Genomic DNA, 22,844 nt, shown 5'->3' on the forward strand with positions numbered 1-22,844 from the left:
TAAAGCTATGTAGAGTAAAATTAGTAAATTTTTAGATTGATTTTAATTGTGAGAAGAGGAAATGGATTACAAAGATACTTTAATATTGCCTAATACAAGTTTTCCTATGCGTGGAAATTTACCTGCAAATGAGCCTAAAACTTATGAAAAATGGAAAAATAGTTCTCTTTATGAGAGAATTTTGAAAAATAGAGAAAATGCAACAGCAAGTTTTTGTTTGCATGATGGACCTCCTTATGCGAATGGGCATTTACATATAGGACATGCTTTAAATAAAATTCTTAAAGATATGATTATAAAATACCATTATTTTCAAGGGGAGAAAATCAACTATACTCCAGGTTGGGATTGCCATGGATTGCCTATAGAACAGCAGGTAGAAAAAAAGATTGGCAAAGAAAAAAAAGAAATTTTACCAAAAACAAAAATTAGAGAATTATGTAGAAAGCATGCACAAGAGTTTGTAGAAATCCAAAAAAATGAATTTTTAGAACTTGGAATTTTAGGAGATTTTGAAAACCCTTATAGAACTATGGAGTTTGCTTTTGAAGCAGAGATTTATAAGGCTTTGTGTGAAATTGCTAAAAAAGGACTTTTAAAAGAGCGTAGCAAACCAGTTTATTGGAGTTGGGCTTGTCAAACTGCACTTGCAGAAGCAGAAGTGGAGTATGAAGAAAAAGAAAGCGATTCTGTTTATGTAAGTTTTCCTTTACAAGAAGATGCACTAAAAGCATTGGGGATAGAAGGGGAAGTATCATGTGTGATTTGGACGACTACTCCTTGGACATTGCCAGCAAATAGCGGGATTGCACTAAGTCCAACAGAAGATTATGCCCTTACAAAAGATGGTAAGATTATTATGGCTTCGCAAGTTGAGAAGCTTTGTGCTTTAGGAATTGTAGAACAAGAGATTTTAAAGACTTTTAAAGGTTCTCTTTTGGAGAATACTCATGCCACAAATCCTTTAAATGGTAGAGATTCTAAAATCATCTTGGGAGATCATGTTGGAGTTGGTGATGGAAGTGGTTGTGTGCATACAGCACCAGGACATGGTGAAGATGACTATTTTGTGGGGTTAAAATATAATTTGCCTCTTTTGATGCCTGTAGATGATTATGGTAGATATGATGATACTCTTATTAAAGAGGGGCTATTCTTTAATCCTAGTGAATTTGTGGGACAATTTGTTTTTGATACACATGCAAGAATTTTTGAGCTTTTGGGCTCTCATCTTTTGCACCATAGTAAAATCAGGCATTCCTATCCGCATTGCTGGCGTTCGCATCAACCCATTATTTTTAGGGCAACACAGCAATGGTTTATTATGATGGATGAGCCTTATACTAAAGAGGGGAAAACCTTAAGAGAGGTTGCATTAAGCGAGATTGATAATACAAGATTTTATCCAGAGCATGGGAGAAGAAGAATCCGTTCTATGATTGAAAATCGTCCAGATTGGTGCATTTCAAGACAAAGAGATTGGGGGGTGCCTATTGCCTTTTTTAAAGATAGGCGAAGTGGAGAGGTATTATTAGAAGAGGAAGCGCTTCAATATGTTGCAGATATTTTTGAAAAAGAGGGTTGTGATGCATGGTGGAGTAAAGAGGTTAAAGAACTTTTAGCACCTAAATATTCCAGTGATGCGGAGCATTTTGAAAAAGTGCATCATATTTTAGATGTATGGTTTGATAGTGGAAGCACTTGGAAAGCGGTTTTACAAAGCGGAAGATATAGAAGTGGAGGCTATCCTGCTTCTATGTATTTAGAAGGAAGCGATCAGCACAGAGGATGGTTTCATAGTTCTTTGCTTGTAAGTTGTGCAATTAATGAAAAAGCTCCTTATAAAAGTATTTTAACCCATGGATTTACTATGGATGGGAATGGCAATAAGATGAGTAAATCCAAAGGAAATGTGATAGCTCCAAAGGATGTATTAAAGGAATTTGGAAGTGAGATTTTAAGGCTTTGGGTTGCCATGAGCGATTTTCAAAATGATCAAAGAATTTCACAAAATATTTTGAAGCAAGTAGGCGAAACTTACAGAAAGATTCGTAATACTATTAGGTTTTTGCTTGCAAATGTTGAGGGATTAGATAAGCTTGATATAGAAAATTTCAGTCAGATAGATTTGTGGATTTTAGAGCGTGCTAGAAATTGCTTTTTGAATGTTAATAAACTTTTTAGTGAATATGAATTTTCTAAAGGTTTGCAAGAACTTATTTTCTTTATTACCACAGAGCTTAGTGGAATTTATTTGGATTTATGCAAAGATAATTTGTATTGCAATGCTAAAGGAAGCAAAATTAGAGAAGCAAGTAGAAGTGCTATGGCAATCATTAGTGGAAGAATCTTTGCACTTTTAGCTCCTATTTTAACTTACACTATTAATGAGGCTTTAGAACATAACAACTCTAAGGCTTTAATGGAGAGTTGTGGTGCTAAAGAGGGCGATGTGTTTGAAATTTTATATTTACCTATGCCACATTTTCCATCTCCTAAAATAGATTTTGAAAAGCTTTTAAATCTTAGAGGTGCTTTTTTAGAGCAGATTGATCTTTTGAAAAAAGAAGGCAAGATTAAATCTACGCTAGAAGTGGATTTAATGGTGCTAGATGAGGAGATTTCTAAATTTGAAGCATTAAATTTATGGCTTATGGTAAGTGCTATCCATAAAGAGCCTACAAATGAAGTTCTAGCGACTTTTAGTGTAGAGGGTAAGGAATATAAAATTTTAAAAGCAATGGGTAAAAAATGCCCAAGATGTTGGCAATTTACTTCACAAGCTGAAGAGGAATTGTGTGCTAGATGTCAAGAGGTTTTAAAATAGAGGGATAGTGTGGAAGACTTTTTTGATTTGACTAAGCCTGTGGGCTTAGATGAAACTTGGATAAGTATCTTTGTTGTTACTTTTTTGATAGCATTGTTTTATTTTTTGCTTAAAATGAGAATAAAAAATAAAACATAATTCAAAAAAATAGTTTTTGTTTATCGTTTGTTATTTTTTTAAGCTTGTGGTTATGCTCTTTGTAGTAAAATTTGGGGTTCTCTAAAAGAAAAAGGGAAATCTTTAGTAAAGAAGGAGCGTATATGCAGGCAAATTCTGCGTTAGAGTATGATTATTCTATTGCAAAATTATTTCTTTTTGCAACAATCGCATTTGGTATTGTTGGCATGTTGTTAGGGGTTGTGGTTGCATTTCAAATGGCATTCCCATCACTTAACCATTTAGCTGGCGAATTTGGAACTTTTGGTAGGCTTAGACCTTTGCATACTAATGGAATTATCTATGGATTTACATTAAGTGGTATTTGGGCAGCTTGGTATTATTTGGGACAAAGAACCCTAAAAATCTCTTATCATGAATATCCATTTTTAAAATTTATTGGTTATTTGCACTTTATACTTTATATTATTTTAATGGCTTTGGCAGTTGTAAGTCTTTTTGCAGGACTTAGTCAATCTAAAGAGTATTCCGAGCTTGTTTGGCCATTAGATTTACTTGTAGTTGTTGTTTGGGTGCTTTGGGGGATTAGTCTTTTTGGCTCTATGGGAGTAAGAAGGGAGCAGACAATTTATATTAGCCTTTGGTATTTTATTGCTACTTTTGTAGCTATTTCTGCACTTTATATTTTTAACAACCTTTCAATTCCTACTTATTTAGTGTCAGGTGTGGGATCATTTTTCCATTCTATTTCGCTTTATGCTGGAACAAATGATGCAATGGTGCAATGGTGGTTTGGACACAATGCAGTTGCTTTTGTATTCACTTCAGGGATTATTGGGATTATTTATTATTTCTTACCTAAAGAATCAGGACAACCTATTTTCTCTTATAAGCTTACGCTATTTTCATTCTGGGGATTGATGTTTGTTTATATTTGGGCGGGAAGTCACCACCTTATTTATTCTACTGTTCCAGATTGGATGCAAACAATGGGTTCAATTTTCTCTGTTGTATTAATTTTGCCATCTTGGGGAACAGCTGTGAATATGCTTCTTACAATGAAAGGGCAATGGCATCAATTAAAAGAATCGCCTCTTATTAAGTTTTTGACTTTAGCATCAACTTGGTATATGTTAGCAACACTAGAGGGACCTATTCAATCTATTAAATCCGTAAATGCACTTGCACACTTTACAGATTGGATTGTTGGGCATGTTCATGATGCTGCTTTAGGTTGGGTTGGATTCACAATTATTGCTGCTTGTTATCATATGACACCGCGTCTATTTAAGCGTGAGCTTTACTCTAAAAAACTTGTGGAAATCCAATTTTGGATTCAAACTATCGCTATTATCCTTTATTTCTCAAGTATGTGGATTGCAGGTATTACACAGGGTATGATGTGGAGAGCTACAGATGAATTTGGAAGCTTGGCTTATTCATTTATTGATACTGTAACTGTATTGTTCCCATATTACACAATTAGAGCTATTGGTGGGGCGTTGTATTTGTTAGGATTTATTATCTTTACTTATAATATTATTATGACCATTGTTGCAAGTAGAGAGCTTGAAAAAGAGCCAAATTATGCAACTCCAATGGCAGCGTAAAGGAGGGTTTATATGTTTCATTGGTTAGAAAGAAATCCGTTTTTCTTTACGGTAGCATTTTTGTTAGTGTTTTCAATTGCGGGGCTTGTAGAGCTACTACCAGATTTTGCAAAAGCATCTCGTCCTACAGAAAATCTTAAGCCTTATACGCTTTTAGAAACTGCAGGAAGACAGATTTATATTGCAGAGGGGTGCAATACTTGTCATTCACAGCTTATTCGTCCTCTAAAAGAAGATACTAGTCGTTATGGTTCTAGAAGTTTGAGTGGTGAGTATGCTTATGATAGACCATTTTTGTGGGGTTCTAAAAGAACAGGGCCTGATTTACACCGTGTAGGAGATGTAAGAACAACAGATTGGCATGAAGAGCATATGTTAAGCCCATCAACTGTTGTGCCAGGTTCTATTATGCCAGCATATACGCATTTATATGAAAAGAATGTGGATGTGGATACTGCCTATGCAGAAGCTTACACACAAAAGAAAGTTTTTGGAATGCCTTATGATGTGGAAAATAATCCAAAATTGGGTGATTTAAATACAGCTAGAGAGGAAATCTTAGCAGAAGCTAAACTTTTAGCAGCAGATATGAAAGATCCAAAAATTAAAGAAGCTTTAGAAAAAGGCGAAATCAAGCAAATTGTTGCATTGATTGCTTATTTGAATAGCTTAGGTCAAAAAAGAAGGGCAAATTAATCGTGGAATATGAAACTATAAGGGTATTACAAGGTTATATTTATTGGTTTTTAACAATTGTTTTGGTGGTTTTTCTTTATGGATATATCTATCATTTGTATAAAAACCAAAGGAGCGGTAAAGTAGATTATGAAAAGTATTCAAGATTGGCTTTAGATGATGATTTGGGTGATACTCTAATAGAAGCACGAAATAAAAAAGAAAAGAAGGAGAGCTAAAATGGAATGGTTAAACTTAAGCGATAGCATTAATCAAATTACCTTGATAGGTGCTATTGCTATTTTGGCTTTGACTATCTTTGTAGCAGGTAACTATATCAAAAAGATGAAAGATAGCAAAGCAGAAGGAGAGCTGACAGAAGAAGAGTGGGATGGCATTAGAGAATTTAAAAATGATATTCCTATTGGTTGGGGTGTAACCTATTTAGTGCTAATTATTTGGGCATTATGGTATTGGTTTGTAGGTTATCCTCTCAATTCTTATTCTCAAATTGGAGAATATAATGAAGATATTAAAGCTCAAAACGCAAGATTTGAAAGCAAGTGGGCTAATATTGATGAAGATACTTTAAAGAAGATGGGGCAAAACATCTTTTTAGTGCAATGCTCACAATGCCATGGAATTACTACAGAGGGTAATAATGGAATAGCAGCAAACTTGGTAGATTGGGGTAAAGAAGAAGGTATTATTAATACTATTAACAATGGTAGCAAAGGATTAGGCTATATGCTAGGCGATATGTTGCCAATTAGTGAAGTAGCCCCAGGAGTGCTTAATAATGATGAAGATAAGAAAGCAGTAGCTGCTTATGTAATGGGTGAGCTTTCAGAAGCTAAAAAGACCAAATATCCTGAGTTAGTAAGTAAAGGCAAAGAGCTTTATATGGCTGCAACTTGTAATGCCTGCCATGGAGAAGATGGAAAAGGTATGGGAGGAATGGCGCCTGATTTAACAAAATATGGAACACCAGATTTTGTAGTAGAAGTGTTAGAAAAAGGGAAAAAGGGACATATTGGAACAATGCCATCTTTTAAAAATCAAATGCTAACAGATACGCAAAAGAAAGCTCTAGCACATTTTATTTATTCTAATGAAAATTAAGGGAGGTTTGTGTCTATGAATGGTTTATTTGGTTTGAATGGACTTGGAGGCTACATTATAGCAGTTGTTTTATTGCTTTCAGTTGTGTTTGGGTTAGGTTATAAGGCTGTGATGACACAGCATACACAAGCACTTAATCCTTATGTTATTGAAGATATTAATAACATTAAAAAAATTAGCACAGAAAATAAAAAACATTTTCAAGATGTAAAAGCTGCAACCAAGGAGTAGTCTATGATTAAATATAGTGGTTTAGAAAAAATACTTTTTATTGCAAATGTTGTGATTGCACTTGTATCAATCGCTGTTGTTTTTATTCCAGATATGCTTTTATATTTGGGCTAATGAGGAGCTTTAAAATCATTATAGGGATTTTATCCCTATGGATTTTTAGCGTGAGCTTAAACGCTAAATCCTTTGTTTTAGATAACCAAGGAATACTTGTAGAAAAAACTACAGATTTTATGGAGATATTATCTTTAGAGGTTTATGAGAAAAGTGGTGTAAGGATGTATGTTGTCGCTCTTGAGGATTTAGGAGATATGAGTCTTCAAGAGAGAGAACAAACTTACACTAAAGGGTTGAAAGAGCCTTATTTGGTATTGTTTTTTGTTAAGAATAATAAGAAGATTGATATAATAACTTCCAAAAGTGTAGAAACAATGTTTGATAAGCGTGCGGTGTATTGGGATTACATAGTGCCTTTAATCCCTCTTAAAGATGAGGAGCTAACACAGCAAAATATTTCTGCATTTTTGCTTAATGGTTTTGTGGATATTGCAGATAGGATAGCTGAATTTCATAAAATAGAATTAGAACATAATTTTCCAAAGCAAAATAAAGGTGTGCAGATTGCTACTAGAATGACACTTTATGTAATGATGTTTGTTTTGCTTGTTTTGTTTTTATTTGTGTATTTGAGGAGAAAATAATAATGAAAAGAAATTATTGGCCTTTAGGCATTTTTATGCTTGCTATGGTTGTAGTGGGAATGATTATTCTTACTTTAAAAATGGCTTTGGGAAATCCCGTGGAATATACTACAATATGTGGTTGGAAGCCACAAGAATTTGATGAAAAAAATAATGAAATTATGGTTGCTAAAAGTCAATTTTTACAAAAATATAATGTGGATTTTGAAGGCAAAATAGAGCCCACCAAAGAAGAATTTAAAAGACTCTTTGTAAGGGTAAAAAATAAGGATAATAAAATTGTTCAAGATGCAAAAGTGGATTTTTTCTTGACGCGTCCTCATACTGCTAAAGAAGATAAGGAATTAGGAATGGCAGAGCTTGTAGATGGGTTATATGAGAGTAAAGATTTTGCAGTGGAAAATTTAGGAAAATGGGAGGCTCAAGCACTCATTAGAATTAATGAAGATTATATTTGTATCACAAAAGAATATCAAGTAAAATAAGGAGTAAGAATGGCTTGTGTTTTACAAATTGGGGCAGGTGGTGTAGGTGGCGTAGTAGCGCATAAAATGGCGATGAATAGAGAGGTTTTTTCTAAAATTATCCTTGCTTCTCGCACACTTTCTAAATGTGAGGCAATTGCAGATTCTATCCGCTCTAAAGGCTTGGGTGAGATTATTTGCGAGAGTGTAGATGCGGATAATGTGGATTCTATAGTGGCTTTGATTGAGAAATATCAGCCAAAGCTTGTTGTAAATGTAGCATTACCTTATCAAGATTTAGCGATTATGGAAGCATGCCTTAGAACAAAAACACATTATTTAGATACAGCAAATTATGAGCACCCAGATAATGCACACTTTGAGTATAAAGAACAATGGGCGTATGATACACGCTATAAAGAAGCAGGAATCTTCGCTCTTTTAGGCAGTGGCTTTGATCCAGGAGTTACCAATGTATTTTGTGCGTATGCACAGAAGCATTATTTTGATGAGATAGAATCTATTGATATACTAGATTGCAATGCAGGGGATCATGGCTATGCGTTTGCTACGAACTTTAATCCAGAGATTAATTTGCGAGAGGTGAGCTCTAAGGCTAGATTTTGGGTAAAAGATGAGAATCTATCACTAAATTCAGACCTTAAAAAAGATACTATTTATCGTAAGTTTGAAAGAGAGGAGCGACATTGGGAAGCAGAAGTAGCCAAGAAGGAAAGTGCAAGAGCGGAAGCATCTCTAGGGGATTTTAGTAGTTATCAAGGTGGTGGCGAAGGGAGTTTAGCAAACCTAAATGAGCAAGCCACCAGTGCAGATTCTGCTAAAATCACCAGAGAGGCAACGCGCCTAAAAAATGAGAGTTATTTTGGTGGAGAATGGAGGGATGTCGCTCCACTTGATTTAATGAAAGAGTGGGAATATCCAGAAGTGGGCGTAAAAAATAGCTATCTACTTTATCATGAGGAGCTAGAATCGCTTATTAGAAATATCAGAGGGCTAAAGCGAATCCGCTTTTTTATGACTTTTGGAGAATCTTATCTCACGCATATGAAATGCCTAGAAAACATCGGATTCTTGCGTGTAGATGAGATTGAGCATAATGGACAAAAAATCGTGCCTATCCAAGTGCTAAAGACGCTTTTACCTGACCCTGCATCTTTAGCTCCTAGAACCAAAGGGCAAACACACATTGGCTGCTATATCAAAGGCAAAAAAGATGGCAAAGAGAGGACAATCTATATTTATAATATTTGCGATCATGAAAAATGCTTTGAGGAAGTTAATGCGCAAGGTGTGAGTTATACTACGGGCGTGCCTGCGATGATTGGAGCAAAGCTGATAGTTGAAGGCAAATGGGGGATAAATACGCCAAAGAATGTATCTTTTGTGCAATCTTTGCAGGAGCTTGATAAATCCTCAATCAATAGGCAAGATACCTTATCTCAATCGGATTTATCTACACAACCTACAAATCTCACACAAAATATCCATTCTTGCAATACATTAAGCGATTCTAGTATAGAAGCTTTTAACAAAACTCGCCTAGAGCAAAACAAAGATATGCCAAAGGGTGGAGAATATCAAGGGATTGATAATGGCGCAGAGCTTTATGCACAAAACAATGGCAAAAATAGCACACAAGCAGTTGAGATGAGAAATTGTAGCTTTCAAGGAGTGAATGCAGGGAGTTACCAAAAGGGTAATGACCAAATGAGCGACGCAGAATCTGTAATTTATCGCTCAAATGTGCCGTGTGGTGGGGTTTGGAACATGGAGCAAAACGACCCTGATCCCTTTATGGCAGAGCTAAACAAGCAAGGACTCCCTTATGTGGTATGTGAGATAGATTCTAATGGAGAGAAAAAAGTGCTAGAGGATGGGAGAAACAATGAATGATAGTCTTAAATATGATGGATTTATTCAAAAAGTGAAAATAAGTTTATAGCGATTGATAGGCTAGAAAAAGAATATATCATTAATAATTATTCTAATGATATGTTTTGTCCAGAGTGCCATTTAGCAGAGCTGTATTTTGTATCAAGTGTTAATACACCACATCTTCGAACAAAGAGAAATTCATCCCATAATGCAGATTGTTATTATAACTATGAGCCTGTAAGTAATCAAGTTGCACAAGATTTTATAAAAACACTTAATGACAAACAAATACAAGACAAATTAGATTCCATAATGCGTTATCTTTGTCATAAAAATAATACTCAAGCTATATCGCAAGGAAATTCAACCACGATAAACCCATTATCTATTGAACATCATCATTCACAAGACAATATAAGAACAATGCAAGTTTTAAAGAAAAAAAGTTTAAATTCATTTTTTTCTTTAGAGGATATAGGCAATATTTATGCATTTTATGGTAAAGTAACGCTTAATTTATTGATTGGAAATAAAGAAGCCCATCAATATGCTTATTTGAGGTTATATATAAATGGAAAAAAGAAATTTCAAATTTATTTTAAAAATAATATACCAAACGATATAGACAATAATGCGATGTATAATATAGTAATAATTGGAAGCATTAATACGCACAAGCAAGATGAGGAATTCTTACTGCCTTTTAAAATAAAACTACTTCAATCAAATTGTATTAAGTATGAAAAACTATAAGGAATCAACATGCCCTGTCAAATCACCTTGCAATATAAAAATGACAAAATTTATTCGCATATACGCAAAAAATATTTAGTTGCCACGCCAGAAGAGCAGGTGAGACAAAATTTTGTCTGCACGCTTGTCAATAATTATCATTACACACTAGAGCAAATGGATGAAGAAGTTAAGGTAAAAGAAGGCAAGGGAAGTGTCAGGGCTGATATTGTCATTTGGAAAAGTATTAAAGATAAACAAGATAAAAAGCCGCCCTTTATCATCATAGAATGCAAAGCAGATTCTATCCACATCAAAGAAGATGATTATATGCAGGGTGAAAGTTATGCAAGAATTGTTAATGCACCTTTTTTTGTAACTCATAATAGTTATGAAACAAGATTTTGGCGGATTAAAAAAGACAAAATGCCCGGATACAGACAAGAAATCTCAAATATCCCTGCAAACAACGCCAATGAAAAAGATATAGACAAGCTTTATAATGACCTAGTAGCCTTTAAAGAGGATGAGTTTGCCGCACTGCTTCATCGTTGCCATAATATCATAAGGAATATTGACAAGCTTGATCCAGCTGCTGCCTTTGATGAGATTGCTAAAATTTTATTTATGAAAGTGTATGTTGAACGCACTCTATTAAAAGGTGAAAATAAAAAGTTTAATTTAGAATGGCTACAAGAAGCAAGAAATTATAATGCTAAACCCATTGAAAATTATTTTGAAGAAGCCAAAAAAGAGTTTGCTAAAGATCAAATATTTTTAGCAGATGAGAAAATCAATCTCAAAGAGCATACTATTTTAAAAATCATTGAAGAGCTTCAAAAATACAATCTCTCAATCACTTCCACAGATATAAAAGGAATTGCGTTTGAACGCTTTTTGGGCAGGACTTTTCGCGGGGAGATAGGGCAGTTTTTCACCCCTAGAAGCATAGTTGATTTTATGGTGGATATGATAGAGCCAAAAGAAGGTGAAATTGCTTGCGATCCTGCAAGTGGTAGCGGTGGATTTTTGATTAGAATCTTTAGCAAAGTCAGAGAGCATATCCAACAAGATATTATTAGTAAATATGAATCTTATAAAAAAGAGCTTCTAGGCGATAAAGATAAAGAAAAAATCACAGAAGAAGAAGCCAAAAAGTTGGCTAATAAATTCAAAGAATTGCAAAAAGATTTAGAAATTAATATTGAAAATCCCAATTCAAGACTTTATAAATTGTCAAATTTCTGTATTTATGGCGTAGATGCCAATGAAAGAATGGCAAGAACTTCTAAGATGAATATGATTATGCATGGTGATGGACATGGTGGCATTCATCATCATAATGGACTTTTAAATATCAATGGCGTTTTTGAAAATCGCTTTGATATCATTCTTACAAATCCTCCATTTGGCTCACAAGTGGAAAAAGCAGATCTAGTGCAAAATACAGATTCTCAGCTTGAATTTAGAGGCGAGAATCTAAAGCCAAGAAAAGGCTATGAAGACTACATTGAAGAATATTATCAAAGATATGGCACAGAAACCTATCAAAATGCTCAAAGAAAAATACTAGATAATATCGGCAAGCCCATAGCTTCGCTTTTTGAGTTAAAAGAAAATTTAGAAAGCAATAAAACAGAGCATCTTTTTATCAATCGTTGCCTAGATTTATTAAAGCCAAATGGAAGATTAGGGATAGTTTTGCCAGAAGGTGTATTTAATACGCCAAATGCTCTTTATGTGCGAAAATTTGTAGAAGGCAGAGCTTTTGTAAGAGCGGTTATATCCTTGCCACAAGAGACATTTACTAGCTCAAAAGCAAGTGTAAAATGTTCTATTTTATTTATCCAAAAATTTGATGAAGATTCTCTCAATCAATGGAATAGCTTATTAGAAAATCATAAAAATATACTAAGAGACGATCATAAAGAAAAATTACAAAAACTAGAAGAAATCATAAGCTATCGCAAACAAAAAGGAGAAAAGCAAGCTAAATTTAGTGCTGAAGATAAAAAACAAGCCAAAAAAGAGCTAAAAGACTTAGAAGAAAAAATAGCTAAGAATGCGTGGCAAAATGCAAAAAATGACTTCAACTATCCTATATTTATGGCAGAGGCTGAAGCTGTTGGTATCACTAGCACAGGTGAGACAGGAGAAAATATCCCAAACGAGTTAGTAGATAAGGTTGAGATAAATGAAAAGAGTAATGAAAGAATTATTATAGAAAAAGGCATTGCAACTCATTTTAAAGATTTCTTGCAAACATATAATATTAAGTGGGCTAAGCATGATTGAGCTAGATAAAAAGAGCCTAGAGAATGCCAAAAATCTCTTTGAAAGTGGCAAAATAGATTCTATAGAGGTTGGCACTACAAAAGGATTGCAAGAAATCCATTATCATCTTTTTTGTAATCTCTATGATTTTGCAGGAAAAATCAGGGAGAAAAATATCTCAAAAGGCAATTTTCGTTTTGCAAATGCCATATATCTTAAAGAAATCCTTATTGTCATTGATACAATGCCACAAAATAATTTCAATGAGATTATTGCCAAATATGTGGAGATGAATATCGCCCATCCCTTTTTAGAGGGTAATGGCAGAAGTATGAGAATCTGGCTTGATATGATACTTAAAAAGCAAATAAGGTGTATTGTAGATTGGCAAAAGATCGACAAATATAAATATCTTCAGGCAATGGAGCGAAGTCCTATCAATGATTTAGAATTAAGGACATTAATAGAGCCAAATTTAAGCGAAAAAATTAATGATAAATTGCTGATTTTTAAAGGCATAGAGCAATCTTATTATTATGAAAGCTAAGGAGTGATTTTTGAGCAAAATAGAAGTGGTATGGTTTAAGGATTTGGATCGCTGGGATGTTGGATATTTTTTGGGCAATCATAACATAAAAACAAATTTTGCCTTAGAATACTTAGAAAATATTCTTACGCCAAGAAAAGAAAGAATTAAGCAAAATGAATATGATGGTATAACGCCAATTGTTGCAAAAATTCCATTTCAAACTTCCCATGTTGAATACAGAAAAGAATTTAAAACAAAAATGGATATGTATGCTGTTTATAAGAATGATTTGCTGGTATCAAATATTAATTTTCATCAAGGGGCAGTTGCTTTTTGTAATATAGATAAAGCATTTGCTTCAACTCATTATCAACCATATATTGTAAATAACAAGATAGTTGTAAATGAATATTTGTTGTTAATTTTTAAACAAAAAAGTTTTCAAGAATATGTAGCTACAAAAAAAATCAAAGGAATAAAAACAGAATCTAACTTTAATTTTATTAAAACACTTCAAATCCCTCTTCCGCCGCTTGAGATTCAAAGAGAGATAGTAGAAAAGATTAAAAATATCCAAGATAAAATCAAAGCTCTGCAAGATGAAGAAAAAAGACTAAAAGAAGAGATAGAGGCATATATATATATATAGCACTTGGCTTAGAAAGAAAGCAAGAGAAGAAAAAGCAAAAGGTATTTGTAGTGGAGTTTAAAAACTTAGATCGTTGGGATGTGGTTTATAATCAAAATTATAATGATTGCTCCCTGACAAACAATAAATATCAATTAAGTAAAATTAATGATATTTGTTTCATTAATCCTAATGTGGATTTTAAAGCGTTGATTCAAAATGATAAAAAAGTGAGTTTCTTGCCAATGGAGGCTGTTTCAAGTAATGGTATTGATTATTCCTCAAAGGAAAGAAATGCAATAGAAAGCAAAGGTTTTGTTAAATTCCAAAATGGTGATTTATTATGGGCTAAAATTACGCCTTGTATGCAAAATAAAAAATCGGTTGTAGTTGATAATCTGCTTAATCGCAATGGTTTTGGCTCGACAGAATTTTTTGTTTTGAGGGCAAAAAATAAGAATGAGGTTGATATAAGATTTATTTTGCACTTTTTAAGATTAAATAGTGTTATAGAAGAGGCTAAACTAAACTTTAAAGGCTCTGCAGGTCAGCAAAGAGTGCCTAAATCATTCTTGGAAAATTTATCTATCCCACTCCCGCCACTTGAGATTCAAAAACAAATCGTAAAGCATATAGAATCTAAACAAAAAATTATAGAAGAAAATAAAAGTAAGATAGAAAATTTACAAAGCAGTATAGATAGAGAATTACAAGAACTTATTCTGGCTTAAAAAGGATTGATATGATTAGGCTTTATGGGATTTTGCAATATTTAGGGGAGTGTAAAGAGACTGAAAATGTTAGCGATAGATTTCCAATAGCAATTAGCACAAAAACTTTAAATAAATATAAAAAAATCAAACCATTGAACTCAAATAGTGGGATACAAGTCTTAAGAGGCTTTGCAGATGCTAAAACTCTAGCTAGTATTTCTAAGACAAATAATGAATTTCAAAGACCAATTAATAAGGAACATAAAAGAGATATTAAAGAATATCTTATCAAAAGTAAAGAAGATAAGATTTATTTTCCAGAAGTTACATTGCTTTATAAATACAATCCGGAAATTGATCTAAACAATTTAGCTTTTAGGCCATTATGGGAGATGAAGGATGTCAATCAGAAAAATGTTTTTATGCTTTCTATTATTGATGCATTGGGTGTGGCTTATTTGGATCTTAAGGACAATGAAAAACTATATCGTTTAGATGGCAATCATCGTTTAGAGGCATTAAGTGAAATTGGTAATAATAGAAATTTATCATTTTGTATAATCTTGGTACCAAAAACTTCAAAATTTTCTTATGAACATTTGTATTTTTACTTATTAAACTCTACAGGACTTCCTATAGATACTATAAAGACATTAGATATAGTTACTAAAGCAGATGAAGGAGAGCTAAAGGAATTTATAGAAAGTGATGCTTTGCTAAACTTGCTCAATAAAACAAAAGAATCTTGGAAAGATTTTAAAGATAAAGAAAAAGAAATATTAATGAAAGTTGCAAAAGAACTTTTAAAAAATAATAGTAAAAATAAAATCTTAGAAAATATTATTAAAGAATCCATTGGGATTTACAAAGGAATGAAAAATTGTAGTTGTTCTATATTGGGCTTTATATGCTTTTTAAGACTAAAATGCAAAGATACAGATGGAACAAAAGAAAACCTTAAACATTTTCAAAATAGAGCATTTTGAGAAATTTAGTGATTTATATGAATCTTTTATAAGATATATTGAAGAAGTGGGGAAGACAAGATACATTTTTGTGGCTATGGAGTTTAATCAAAAATATATAGATATTTATAAAAGTGCTATCAATAATGTTATACATAGGATTAAGGGCGAAAATGATTTATTGAATTTTAAATTAACACCAATAATGGAACAAAAGAGCGATGTAAATATTCCACAACAAATTTTTGATGATATAAAAAATTCCCATATAGTGATAGTTGATATAAGCACAAACAATGCAAATGTCTTCTTTGAGTATGGCTATGCAAAAGGATTAGGCAGACATATTGTTTTGGCCTATTCTAAAGAGTGGCATGAAATAACTTTGGATGAATTTAGTGGAATTGCAAATAATCAACCTCATTTAAGCAAAATAAAAAAAGATTTGGAAAATAAGAGTTTTGATATAAGAACTAATAATTGCCAATCTTGGACTAATCAAAATGATTTAGAAAAAATATTAGAACAAGAATTTAAAGGATATATTAGACACACAATAAAATAAAAGTTATTTTACAATTAATCTTAACCTATCAAAAGAGTAAATTTTTTAAGGAGCACCAATGAAAAAACTCTATTTTTTAATCTTTTTACTGCTTTGCAGCATAGTTTATGCAAATCCTAATGTAAATTCTACGAATTCTGCAAAGAATCTGCAAACTAACACTTCGTTGCAAAAGCTTTTTAGCAAATATGGCATTAAAGGCACACTTATTATCAGCACGCAAGATAAGCTCATAAGTAATGATATAAAACGCGCAAAAGTCCGCTATATGCCTGCCTCTACTTTTAAGATTTATAATGCACTTGTTGGGCTTGATTTAGGCATAGTGCGTGATAGTGATGAGGTGTTTTACCGCTATAATGGAGAGCCTGTAAGCATAGAATCTTGGAAAAGCAATGCAAGCCTTAAAAGCGGTATGAAAATCTCGCAAGTCCCTGCGTTTCAAGAGTTAGCAAGAAAGATTGGCAGGGAGAGAATGCAGGAGTATTTGCACAAGCTACACTATGGAAATGAAAGCATTGGCAAGGATATTGATTATTTTTGGCTTGATGATAGCTTGCAAATTAGCGCATTAGAGCAATTAGAGTTTATAGAGCGCCTAAGCACACTTAGCCTGCCTGTATCCAAAAAGGCGCAACAAGAAGTGATTAAGACAATAAAGCTAGAAGATACCAAAGAATATACTCTCTATGGCAAGACTGGCTTAAGCAAATGGGATAACTCTGGAGTATCTTGGTTTGTGGGATTTGTAGAGATAGATAGTGCAAATCTGGCTAATGGGGGCAAAATAGATAGTAAAACAGGGGATACAAAGACTTTAGGAAATAGAGCTATGGCAGATTCTCACAAGGTGCGCTACCCCTTTGCTTTTAATGCAGATTCTAAAAGCCTAGAAGAATATGCAAAAACACATAATCTCACACAGAGGGCACAAATTGAGTTAGTAAAGGAGTGTATAGAAACTATTATTAGCCAAAATTAATCCAAATAAAACTTCAATAAATAAAAGCTGTATAAAAGCACAAATTAAAGTATAAAGATGAGATTATGAGGAAAATGGAGAGATAATTTCCTCTTAATTAAATAGAATAATTATTTTAATAGCTCTCCTAAATCTTTGTAGGTGCTAATTAGCGAGGCAAGAGTAATGATAAAACCTAAAATAATAAAAATAAATTCTATCTTTTTCCTTTTTTCTTCTTTTGCAATAGTTTCCATTTCTTGTTTTTCTTTTTGTTCTGTGTATAGAAGGTCTACAAGATTTTCAATTTGAGTTTTAACTTCTTGATGCTTTTCTGAGATTTTATAGTATTTAAATAAGATTGACCAAATTGTATATTTTTGTTGGTGATTATAATGGATAGGATTATTGAAAAAATATTTTAGATTAAAGGTGTAAATATCTTTTTTGATATTAATAATTTCTTTGTGGTTGTTGTCTATGGCGTTTGAAGTTTGTTCTAAAAAATGTTCTATTTTTTCACGATAGGCTAAGGAGAGTATAAATAAACCAACAATAGCTTCAAATTTTGACTTTTGAGATTTATCATATTTATTTTGGAATAAAAATCCCTTTTCATAAAAAACCACTTTAATATCATCATTATCGTAGCAATTGTCTTCGTTGATTTTTAGGGTTGAGCTCCCCCTTAAAGCTTCAGAAAAGTCATCATTTGACATATTTTGGTTTGTATAGATTGCTTTATAATTGGTTGTAGGTTTGTAGAAGCTGCAATAAGTGCTTGGAATATAACTTGTTTGATATTCTTTTTTAATGCATAGAATTTGAATATCAAATATTTTATAAATCCAAAAAGTATCTTTTTTAAAAGTATTGTCTTGTTTGTTAGTATAGATTTCTAAATTTTGCGATAAAAGTTTATGGAAGAATGAAAAATCATCAGTTGTATTAGTTTTTTCAAATTTATCTTTGCAAAAATTTTTAATGATTTTAATCTCATAATTTAGATTATTCATATTTAAACCCCCTGGGTAAAATTGATTTATTTTGGAAGTCTTATTTAGAAATGGTAGCAAAAATTCTTAAGAGTTACAAGAGAGTTATTAAAAACTCACATGATATCTTGTATAATATAATAAAGATTGAAGATTGGTAGGGTTGATTTATGGGGGATATAGTAATGAAAAAGCTTTGCCACAGTTATTAAATTGTTGCACAATACTAAATTAAAAGGAATTAAATTCTTGATGAGCAAATTTGCCTCCTACAATCCCACCATTGGTTGCACTAAGGTAAGTGAAGGGTGTAAAAACTGCTATGCAGAGGCTATGGCAAAGAGATTGCAAGATTTAGGGAATGAAACCTACAAAGATGGCTTTAAATTTAAAATGCTTCCTAGCCGCCTAGAAGAGCCACTAAAGAATAAAACGCCCACACTTTATTTTGTAAATTCTATGAGTGATTTATTTCATGAAAATATGGAGGTTGGCTTTTTAGATTCTATCATGGAAGTGATAGCTAAAAGTGCGCACCATAGCTTTCAAATCCTAACCAAACGCCCTTTAAGAGCGAGAGAATATTTTCTAGGTGATAGTGGCGGTTTTGGCGGTGGCAAGAAGCGAGAAATCCCCCAAAATGTGTGGTTAGGCACAACCATAGAATCTTATAGAGTAAAAGAGAGAATTGAGCTTATCCGCGACATTCCCGCCCCTATAAAATGGCTGTGTTGTGAGCCATTGCTTAGCGATTTGGGTGAGCTTGATTTAAGCGGGATTAGTTGGGTAGTAGTAGGTGGCGAGAGTGGGAGCAATGCAAGAGCGATACAAAAAGAATGGGTGCTAAATATTAAAAGGCAGTGTGAGGAGCAAAATGTCGCCTTTTTCTTTAAGCAGTGGGGCACTTATGGAGAAGATGGCATTAAAAGAAGCAAAAAAGAAAATGGTGCAAAGCTTGGCGGTAAGATTTATCAAGAATATCCCAAAAATGCACCTGCCTTTGTTTTGCTCAAGCAAAAGCAGGCTAAAAAGCAAGCGCCAAGCCTATTTGATTAAATAAAATTCTAGTTCTTCACTAATCTTTTGTATATTAAATTTTGTGCATGCAATGAGGATAATTTAGGATTTATAAAACACGAAATGAAAAAGGTTTTATAAAGCCTCTAGCCTATACCCCAAAGATTTTGCGAAGTATCGTAAGTCTATTTAGTCCAAAAAGCTTTTTGCTAAAAGGCGGATAACGCAAGGGCAGGTCAAAATGCGGTGCGGTGTAGATAGCCTTCTTCCTTGCAAAAGTTTTTGCACTATGCCTTCCATGATAGCTCCCCATGCCACTATTGCCTACACCTCCAAAAGGCAAGTGATTATTAGCCAAGTGTATAATGCAGTCATTCACACAGCCCCCGCCAAAGCTTACAGATTCTATAATTTCACGCTGCTTGCATTTATCATCGCTAAAGATATAAAGTGAAAGTGGCTTTTCAAAGCTTTGTATAAACGCCCTGCACTCGCTTAGATCATGATAGGTAAAAATTGGCAAAATGGGTGCAAAAATCTCTTCATGCAAAATACGCATATCGCGCTTAGGATTTATAGAATCTTGCTTGGAGATATAGTCGCGTATATTGCCCATATCAAGGAGTGTAGGAGCGATTTTTAAAGCTTTTTCATCACTTTTTCCGCCAAAAATCACACAATCTTGACCCAAAATGCGCTTAGTGTCCTCAAAAAGTGAGATGATCCGCTCAAAATGCCTGTGTGAGATGATTTTGCCATATTCTTGATTGTTAAGAATGCTTATTTGAAGCTCGCTCTCACTTTGCTTAAGCGCATGTGGCGCATATAAACTAGTCATAGATTCTATAAGCTTTGCAATAAGCTCCTCTTTTAAGGTTTCGCGCACAAGCAGATAATCCGGCACTGTGCAAGTCTGCCCGACATTCAGCAGTTTAGCCCACATAATGCGTTTTGCAGTGGTTGCACTATCTTTGTAGTCTTGTATAATGCAAGGATTTTTCCCGCCAAGCTCTAATGTAGCAGGCGTGAGCTTTTTAGCCGCTTCTTGCAAGACAATACGCCCTACATTCACGCTACCCGTGAAAAAGATATAGTCAAATTTTTGCTCTAAAAGGCTGGCTCCTATTGTGCTATCACCTTGCACAATGGCTACTTGTGTGCTTTCAAAGGCACTTTGCACTATCTTTGCTAGCACGCTGGCACAATGTGGCGCGTATTCTGAGGGCTTTAGTATCACGCAATTCCCACATGCAATAGCCCCAATAAGCGGACTTAGGCTAAGATTGATAGGATAATTCCAAGGAGAGATGATAAGCACCACGCCATAGGGCTCATAATAAATCTCGCTCTTTCCACCAAAGTGGCTAAGTGGCGTTTTTACGCGTTTTGGCTTGCTTAGTGATTTTACCCATTGCTTAGCGGATTTGATTTCTTCATACACTTGAAAGATTTCAGATATATAGGCTTCTTCTTTGCATTTGTTGAGGTCTTTTAAAAGCGCATGAAGTATTTCATCTTCATGAGCCTTTATAGAATCTTGCAAGCAAGAGAGAGCCTTTAGCCTTGCTTTTAGTGGCTTTGTTGCATTGCTTGTAAAATATTTTTTCTGTAAGTGTAGAATATGGGGGATATCTTTCTTCATTATTACTTTCCCCCTACTTCTTTTGCGCCTTTTGTTCTTCTATGATTTGTGCATACCATTTGGGTAGTTTTGTTAAGCTGCTACCTGCAAACTCGCCTTTGAACTCTGTAAATTCATAGGAGAAGCGACAATCTTTTCTTACTTGCCAGTTGTCAATATTTTGTGAAAATTTATGACAATTAGAAAAGATACGATCCATATCTTTCACATTTCTCACATCCCATTTATCAAGGGGTTGGTTAAAGCTCATTTTCCCTCCTTCTCCGCCAAACCCCCCATAAAACATACATCGCATATAAATAACCTTGCTTACATTCCAGTTATTTAGTGGTTGGTTAAAAGAAACTGCCTCACTAAACATACTTGACATACCCTCTACATTAGAAGTATCCCAAGATTCTATATTTTGGTTAAAAGAAAATGCTCCACTAAACATATGCCCCATCTCTTTTACTTTAGAAGTATTCCAAAGATCTAAGGGTTGATTAAAACGCCTTGCATCCATAAACATAGCACTCATTGTTTCTACATTGCTTACATTCCAAGAATTTAGCGGTTGGTTAAACTCTATACATCCATAAAAAGTATGATCCATACTAGTAACACTGCTTACATTCCAAGAATCTAGAGGCTGGTTAAACTTTATACATCTATAAAAAGCCCAACCCATATTTGTAACCCTACTTACATCCCAAGAATCAAGTGGCTGGTTAAAATTCTCGCATTCATAAAAAATGCCTTGCATATTTTTAAGCGATTTTGTATTCCAAGCGCTAATATCGTGGTTAAAAAACTTTGCCCCACGAAACATATCTTTCATATTTTCCACGCTCTCTACATTCCAAGTTTCTAAGCCTTTAAAGCTTCTGCGTTTTGATTCTTTAAAGATATAACTCATATCTTTAATCTTGCTTGTATCAATCGTCTCTAGCTTTACTTTGCTATTTTGAACGAGTTTTAAAAGCTCTTGTTTGGTGGTTGGGAAGTATTTTAGCTTAGCGACTTTAGGAGTAGAATCTTTTGTGTTTTTGGCGCTTGGTTTTTTGATTTTTACGGGCTTTGTGGTGGCTATTAGCTCTTCCCATGCTTTTTGGGACTTTTTGTCAATTTGACTTTTAATGAGAGAATGCACATCATCGCCATCTTTATCTTTTAGGCTAATATCAGCCCCAGCTTTTAGCAGTGCTTTAAAGGCATTTTGCTTGCCGTTAATGATAGATTGCATAAGTGGTGTTATCCCTTCATCATCTTGATTATTTATATTTGCACCAAATCTTACTAATAGGTTTGCTTCCTTTTGAAAGCCTCTATTATAGGCATAATGCACAGGTGTAATCTCAGCATTATTTTTTGCTTCAATATCTGCACCCTTTTCTAAAAAGATTTCTAAATAATCTGTGTCTTTATTGTAAATCACACGGAAAATAGGCGTGAAGCCATTTTTATCTTTGTGGTTGATATTCACTCCAGATTCTAAAAGCATATTAAAAATATTTTTGTTAGTATAGGCTTTTTGGAAAAAGAGTGCATTTTGATTAAGTCTATTTGTGGAATCTATCTTAGCACCTTTGCTTAAAAGCTCTTTTATAAGTCCCTCATCACCCTTACGACACGCCTCTACAAACGCCTCATCAACACTTCCGCCATTTTCTAATAAAAGCGGCAAAACCTCTAAGTTATAAGTGATTGCATACTCTATGGGTGTCCCTGCATTAGCAGCTAGATTTACATCTGCACCATGCTTTAGTAGTAGTTCTACTGCCTTATTTTTTCTATATCGCACTGCTATCATTAGGGGATTTTCATAGATGTTTTGGGTGTTGATTTCAGGCTTTAGTCTTAAGAGCTTTCCACAATCTAGCAGATAATTGTGCTCAATCATAAAGCAAAGCAGATTATCACCCTTTCCTTTGAACTCGCCTTCAATCTTTTGGTTGCTAGCAAAGAAAAGATCTAGAATCTTTTTCATTAATTGCACTTCTTTTTGTTTATCTTCAAAACGATAGTTATGCCAATAGTCTCTATACAAATCGCCAAAAAGATGACTTTCTTCACCATAATGTTCTACTTTTGCATTAATGGGTGCTCCCTCATCTAAAAGCTTTTTAACCGCTTCTACATTGAGACTTTCTACTGCGTTAATGAGTTGTTTTTCTAAGACTTTTGCTGGTTTTTGCATA

Annotated in this window: 21 protein-coding genes; 18 read left to right on the forward strand and 3 right to left on the reverse strand. The window is 33.7% G+C overall.

The genetic code is table 11. The features are described from left to right. Positions 1–61 precede the first annotated feature (61 nt). The 17 genes from ileS (at position 62) to B6S12_RS01400 (ending at position 17,031) form a co-directional block, all read left to right on the forward strand. A complete protein-coding gene (gene ileS / locus B6S12_RS01320) occupies positions 62–2,827 on the forward strand; it encodes an isoleucine--tRNA ligase (RefSeq protein ID WP_111229019.1) in 2,766 nt (921 codons plus the stop codon). A gap of 260 nt (positions 2,828–3,087) precedes the next feature. After that, positions 3,088–4,554, forward strand: a complete 1,467-nt coding sequence (ccoN, locus tag B6S12_RS01325; protein WP_111229020.1) for a cytochrome-c oxidase, cbb3-type subunit I — start codon at positions 3,088–3,090, stop codon at positions 4,552–4,554. 12 nt (positions 4,555–4,566) lie between these two features. Continuing rightward, positions 4,567–5,250: a cytochrome-c oxidase, cbb3-type subunit II gene (ccoO, locus tag B6S12_RS01330; RefSeq protein WP_111229021.1), complete on the forward strand. Its 684-nt coding sequence runs from the start codon at positions 4,567–4,569 to the stop codon at positions 5,248–5,250. A 2-nt stretch (positions 5,251–5,252) separates the two neighbouring features. After that, on the forward strand, positions 5,253–5,468 hold the full coding sequence (locus B6S12_RS01335; RefSeq protein WP_111229022.1) for a cytochrome c oxidase, cbb3-type, CcoQ subunit: 216 nt from the start codon (positions 5,253–5,255) through the stop codon (positions 5,466–5,468). A 1-nt stretch (position 5,469) separates the two neighbouring features. Next, on the forward strand, positions 5,470–6,351 hold the full coding sequence (locus B6S12_RS01340) for a c-type cytochrome (protein ID WP_111229023.1): 882 nt from the start codon (positions 5,470–5,472) through the stop codon (positions 6,349–6,351). Positions 6,352–6,366: 15 nt separating this feature from the next. After that, positions 6,367–6,582: a DUF4006 family protein gene (locus tag B6S12_RS01345; RefSeq protein WP_111229073.1), complete on the forward strand. Its 216-nt coding sequence runs from the start codon at positions 6,367–6,369 to the stop codon at positions 6,580–6,582. 113 nt (positions 6,583–6,695) lie between these two features. Then, positions 6,696–7,283, forward strand: a complete 588-nt coding sequence (locus B6S12_RS01350; RefSeq protein ID WP_111229024.1) for a TPM domain-containing protein — start codon at positions 6,696–6,698, stop codon at positions 7,281–7,283. Between the two features lie 2 nt (positions 7,284–7,285). After that, positions 7,286–7,768, forward strand: coding sequence for a FixH family protein (locus B6S12_RS01355; RefSeq protein WP_111229025.1), 483 nt, complete (start codon positions 7,286–7,288; stop codon positions 7,766–7,768). A gap of 9 nt (positions 7,769–7,777) precedes the next feature. Beyond that, positions 7,778–9,661 carry a saccharopine dehydrogenase family protein gene (locus B6S12_RS01360; RefSeq protein ID WP_111229026.1) on the forward strand — a complete coding sequence of 628 codons (1,884 nt, stop codon included), beginning with the start codon at positions 7,778–7,780 and terminating at the stop codon, positions 9,659–9,661. 99 nt (positions 9,662–9,760) lie between these two features. Then, the gene (locus B6S12_RS01365) at positions 9,761–10,396 is read left to right on the forward strand and encodes a hypothetical protein (RefSeq protein WP_111229027.1); all 636 of its coding nucleotides are present in this window, start codon (positions 9,761–9,763) and stop codon (positions 10,394–10,396) included. Positions 10,397–10,405: 9 nt separating this feature from the next. Continuing rightward, positions 10,406–12,670 (forward strand): type I restriction-modification system subunit M, encoded by a 2,265-nt coding sequence (locus B6S12_RS01370; RefSeq protein WP_111229028.1) that lies wholly within the window; start codon positions 10,406–10,408, stop codon positions 12,668–12,670. Next, complete coding sequence (gene fic / locus B6S12_RS01375; RefSeq protein WP_220083638.1) at positions 12,666–13,196, forward strand: protein adenylyltransferase Fic; 531 nt, start codon at positions 12,666–12,668, stop codon at positions 13,194–13,196. The genes B6S12_RS01370 and fic overlap by 5 nt, the downstream gene beginning before the upstream one ends. Before the next feature lie 10 nt (positions 13,197–13,206). Continuing rightward, positions 13,207–13,827 (forward strand): restriction endonuclease subunit S, encoded by a 621-nt coding sequence (locus B6S12_RS01380; protein WP_111229030.1) that lies wholly within the window; start codon positions 13,207–13,209, stop codon positions 13,825–13,827. A gap of 50 nt (positions 13,828–13,877) precedes the next feature. After that, complete coding sequence (locus tag B6S12_RS01385; RefSeq protein ID WP_181450915.1) at positions 13,878–14,537, forward strand: restriction endonuclease subunit S; 660 nt, start codon at positions 13,878–13,880, stop codon at positions 14,535–14,537. Between the two features lie 11 nt (positions 14,538–14,548). Next, complete coding sequence (locus B6S12_RS01390) at positions 14,549–15,505, forward strand: DNA sulfur modification protein DndB (RefSeq protein ID WP_111229032.1); 957 nt, start codon at positions 14,549–14,551, stop codon at positions 15,503–15,505. Continuing rightward, the gene (locus tag B6S12_RS01395; protein WP_111229033.1) at positions 15,459–16,049 is read left to right on the forward strand and encodes a hypothetical protein; all 591 of its coding nucleotides are present in this window, start codon (positions 15,459–15,461) and stop codon (positions 16,047–16,049) included. The genes B6S12_RS01390 and B6S12_RS01395 overlap by 47 nt, the downstream gene beginning before the upstream one ends. A 58-nt stretch (positions 16,050–16,107) precedes the next feature. Continuing rightward, the gene (locus B6S12_RS01400; RefSeq protein WP_111229034.1) at positions 16,108–17,031 is read left to right on the forward strand and encodes a penicillin-binding transpeptidase domain-containing protein; all 924 of its coding nucleotides are present in this window, start codon (positions 16,108–16,110) and stop codon (positions 17,029–17,031) included. A 110-nt stretch (positions 17,032–17,141) separates the two neighbouring features. Here B6S12_RS01400 and B6S12_RS01405 read toward each other — a convergent pair whose 3' ends face one another. Next, on the reverse strand, positions 17,142–18,026 hold the full coding sequence (locus B6S12_RS01405) for a hypothetical protein (protein ID WP_111229035.1): 885 nt from the start codon (positions 18,024–18,026) through the stop codon (positions 17,142–17,144). 231 nt (positions 18,027–18,257) lie between these two features. Between B6S12_RS01405 and B6S12_RS01410 the strand changes: the two genes are divergently transcribed. Beyond that, positions 18,258–19,061 (forward strand): phage Gp37/Gp68 family protein, encoded by an 804-nt coding sequence (locus tag B6S12_RS01410; protein WP_111229036.1) that lies wholly within the window; start codon positions 18,258–18,260, stop codon positions 19,059–19,061. A 112-nt stretch (positions 19,062–19,173) separates the two neighbouring features. Here B6S12_RS01410 and B6S12_RS01415 read toward each other — a convergent pair whose 3' ends face one another. Together B6S12_RS01415 and B6S12_RS01420 are read right to left on the reverse strand one after the other, a co-directional pair. Beyond that, positions 19,174–20,664, reverse strand: coding sequence for an aldehyde dehydrogenase family protein (locus tag B6S12_RS01415; RefSeq protein ID WP_111229037.1), 1,491 nt, complete (start codon positions 20,662–20,664; stop codon positions 19,174–19,176). 13 nt (positions 20,665–20,677) lie between these two features. Further along, positions 20,678–22,843, reverse strand: a complete 2,166-nt coding sequence (locus tag B6S12_RS01420) for a BspA family leucine-rich repeat surface protein (protein WP_111229038.1) — start codon at positions 22,841–22,843, stop codon at positions 20,678–20,680. Position 22,844 lies beyond the last annotated feature (1 nt).

The sequence above is a fragment of the Helicobacter valdiviensis genome, from assembly GCF_003245365.1.
GTDB lineage: Bacteria > Campylobacterota > Campylobacteria > Campylobacterales > Helicobacteraceae > Helicobacter_D > Helicobacter_D valdiviensis.

What these genes read in the sequence shown, in the direction of transcription:
- ccoN (WP_111229020.1), top strand. Translation starts at nt 3,088, where the DNA reads ATGCAGGCAAATTCTGCGTTAGAGTATGATTATTCTATTGCAAAATTA.
- B6S12_RS01350 (WP_111229024.1), top strand. Translation starts at nt 6,696, where the DNA reads ATGAGGAGCTTTAAAATCATTATAGGGATTTTATCCCTATGGATTTTT.
- B6S12_RS01405 (WP_111229035.1), bottom strand. Translation starts at nt 18,026, where the DNA reads ATGAATAATCTAAATTATGAGATTAAAATCATTAAAAATTTTTGCAAA.
- B6S12_RS01340 (WP_111229023.1), top strand. Translation starts at nt 5,470, where the DNA reads ATGGAATGGTTAAACTTAAGCGATAGCATTAATCAAATTACCTTGATA.
- B6S12_RS01365 (WP_111229027.1), top strand. Translation starts at nt 9,761, where the DNA reads ATGTTTTGTCCAGAGTGCCATTTAGCAGAGCTGTATTTTGTATCAAGT.
- B6S12_RS01390 (WP_111229032.1), top strand. Translation starts at nt 14,549, where the DNA reads ATGATTAGGCTTTATGGGATTTTGCAATATTTAGGGGAGTGTAAAGAG.
- B6S12_RS01355 (WP_111229025.1), top strand. Translation starts at nt 7,286, where the DNA reads ATGAAAAGAAATTATTGGCCTTTAGGCATTTTTATGCTTGCTATGGTT.
- B6S12_RS01400 (WP_111229034.1), top strand. Translation starts at nt 16,108, where the DNA reads ATGAAAAAACTCTATTTTTTAATCTTTTTACTGCTTTGCAGCATAGTT.
- B6S12_RS01345 (WP_111229073.1), top strand. Translation starts at nt 6,367, where the DNA reads ATGAATGGTTTATTTGGTTTGAATGGACTTGGAGGCTACATTATAGCA.
- ileS (WP_111229019.1), top strand. Translation starts at nt 62, where the DNA reads ATGGATTACAAAGATACTTTAATATTGCCTAATACAAGTTTTCCTATG.
- B6S12_RS01420 (WP_111229038.1), bottom strand. Translation starts at nt 22,843, where the DNA reads ATGCAAAAACCAGCAAAAGTCTTAGAAAAACAACTCATTAACGCAGTA.
- B6S12_RS01370 (WP_111229028.1), top strand. Translation starts at nt 10,406, where the DNA reads ATGCCCTGTCAAATCACCTTGCAATATAAAAATGACAAAATTTATTCG.
- B6S12_RS01415 (WP_111229037.1), bottom strand. Translation starts at nt 20,664, where the DNA reads ATGAAGAAAGATATCCCCCATATTCTACACTTACAGAAAAAATATTTT.
- B6S12_RS01395 (WP_111229033.1), top strand. Translation starts at nt 15,459, where the DNA reads ATGGAACAAAAGAAAACCTTAAACATTTTCAAAATAGAGCATTTTGAG.
- B6S12_RS01360 (WP_111229026.1), top strand. Translation starts at nt 7,778, where the DNA reads ATGGCTTGTGTTTTACAAATTGGGGCAGGTGGTGTAGGTGGCGTAGTA.
- B6S12_RS01410 (WP_111229036.1), top strand. Translation starts at nt 18,258, where the DNA reads ATGAGCAAATTTGCCTCCTACAATCCCACCATTGGTTGCACTAAGGTA.
- ccoO (WP_111229021.1), top strand. Translation starts at nt 4,567, where the DNA reads ATGTTTCATTGGTTAGAAAGAAATCCGTTTTTCTTTACGGTAGCATTT.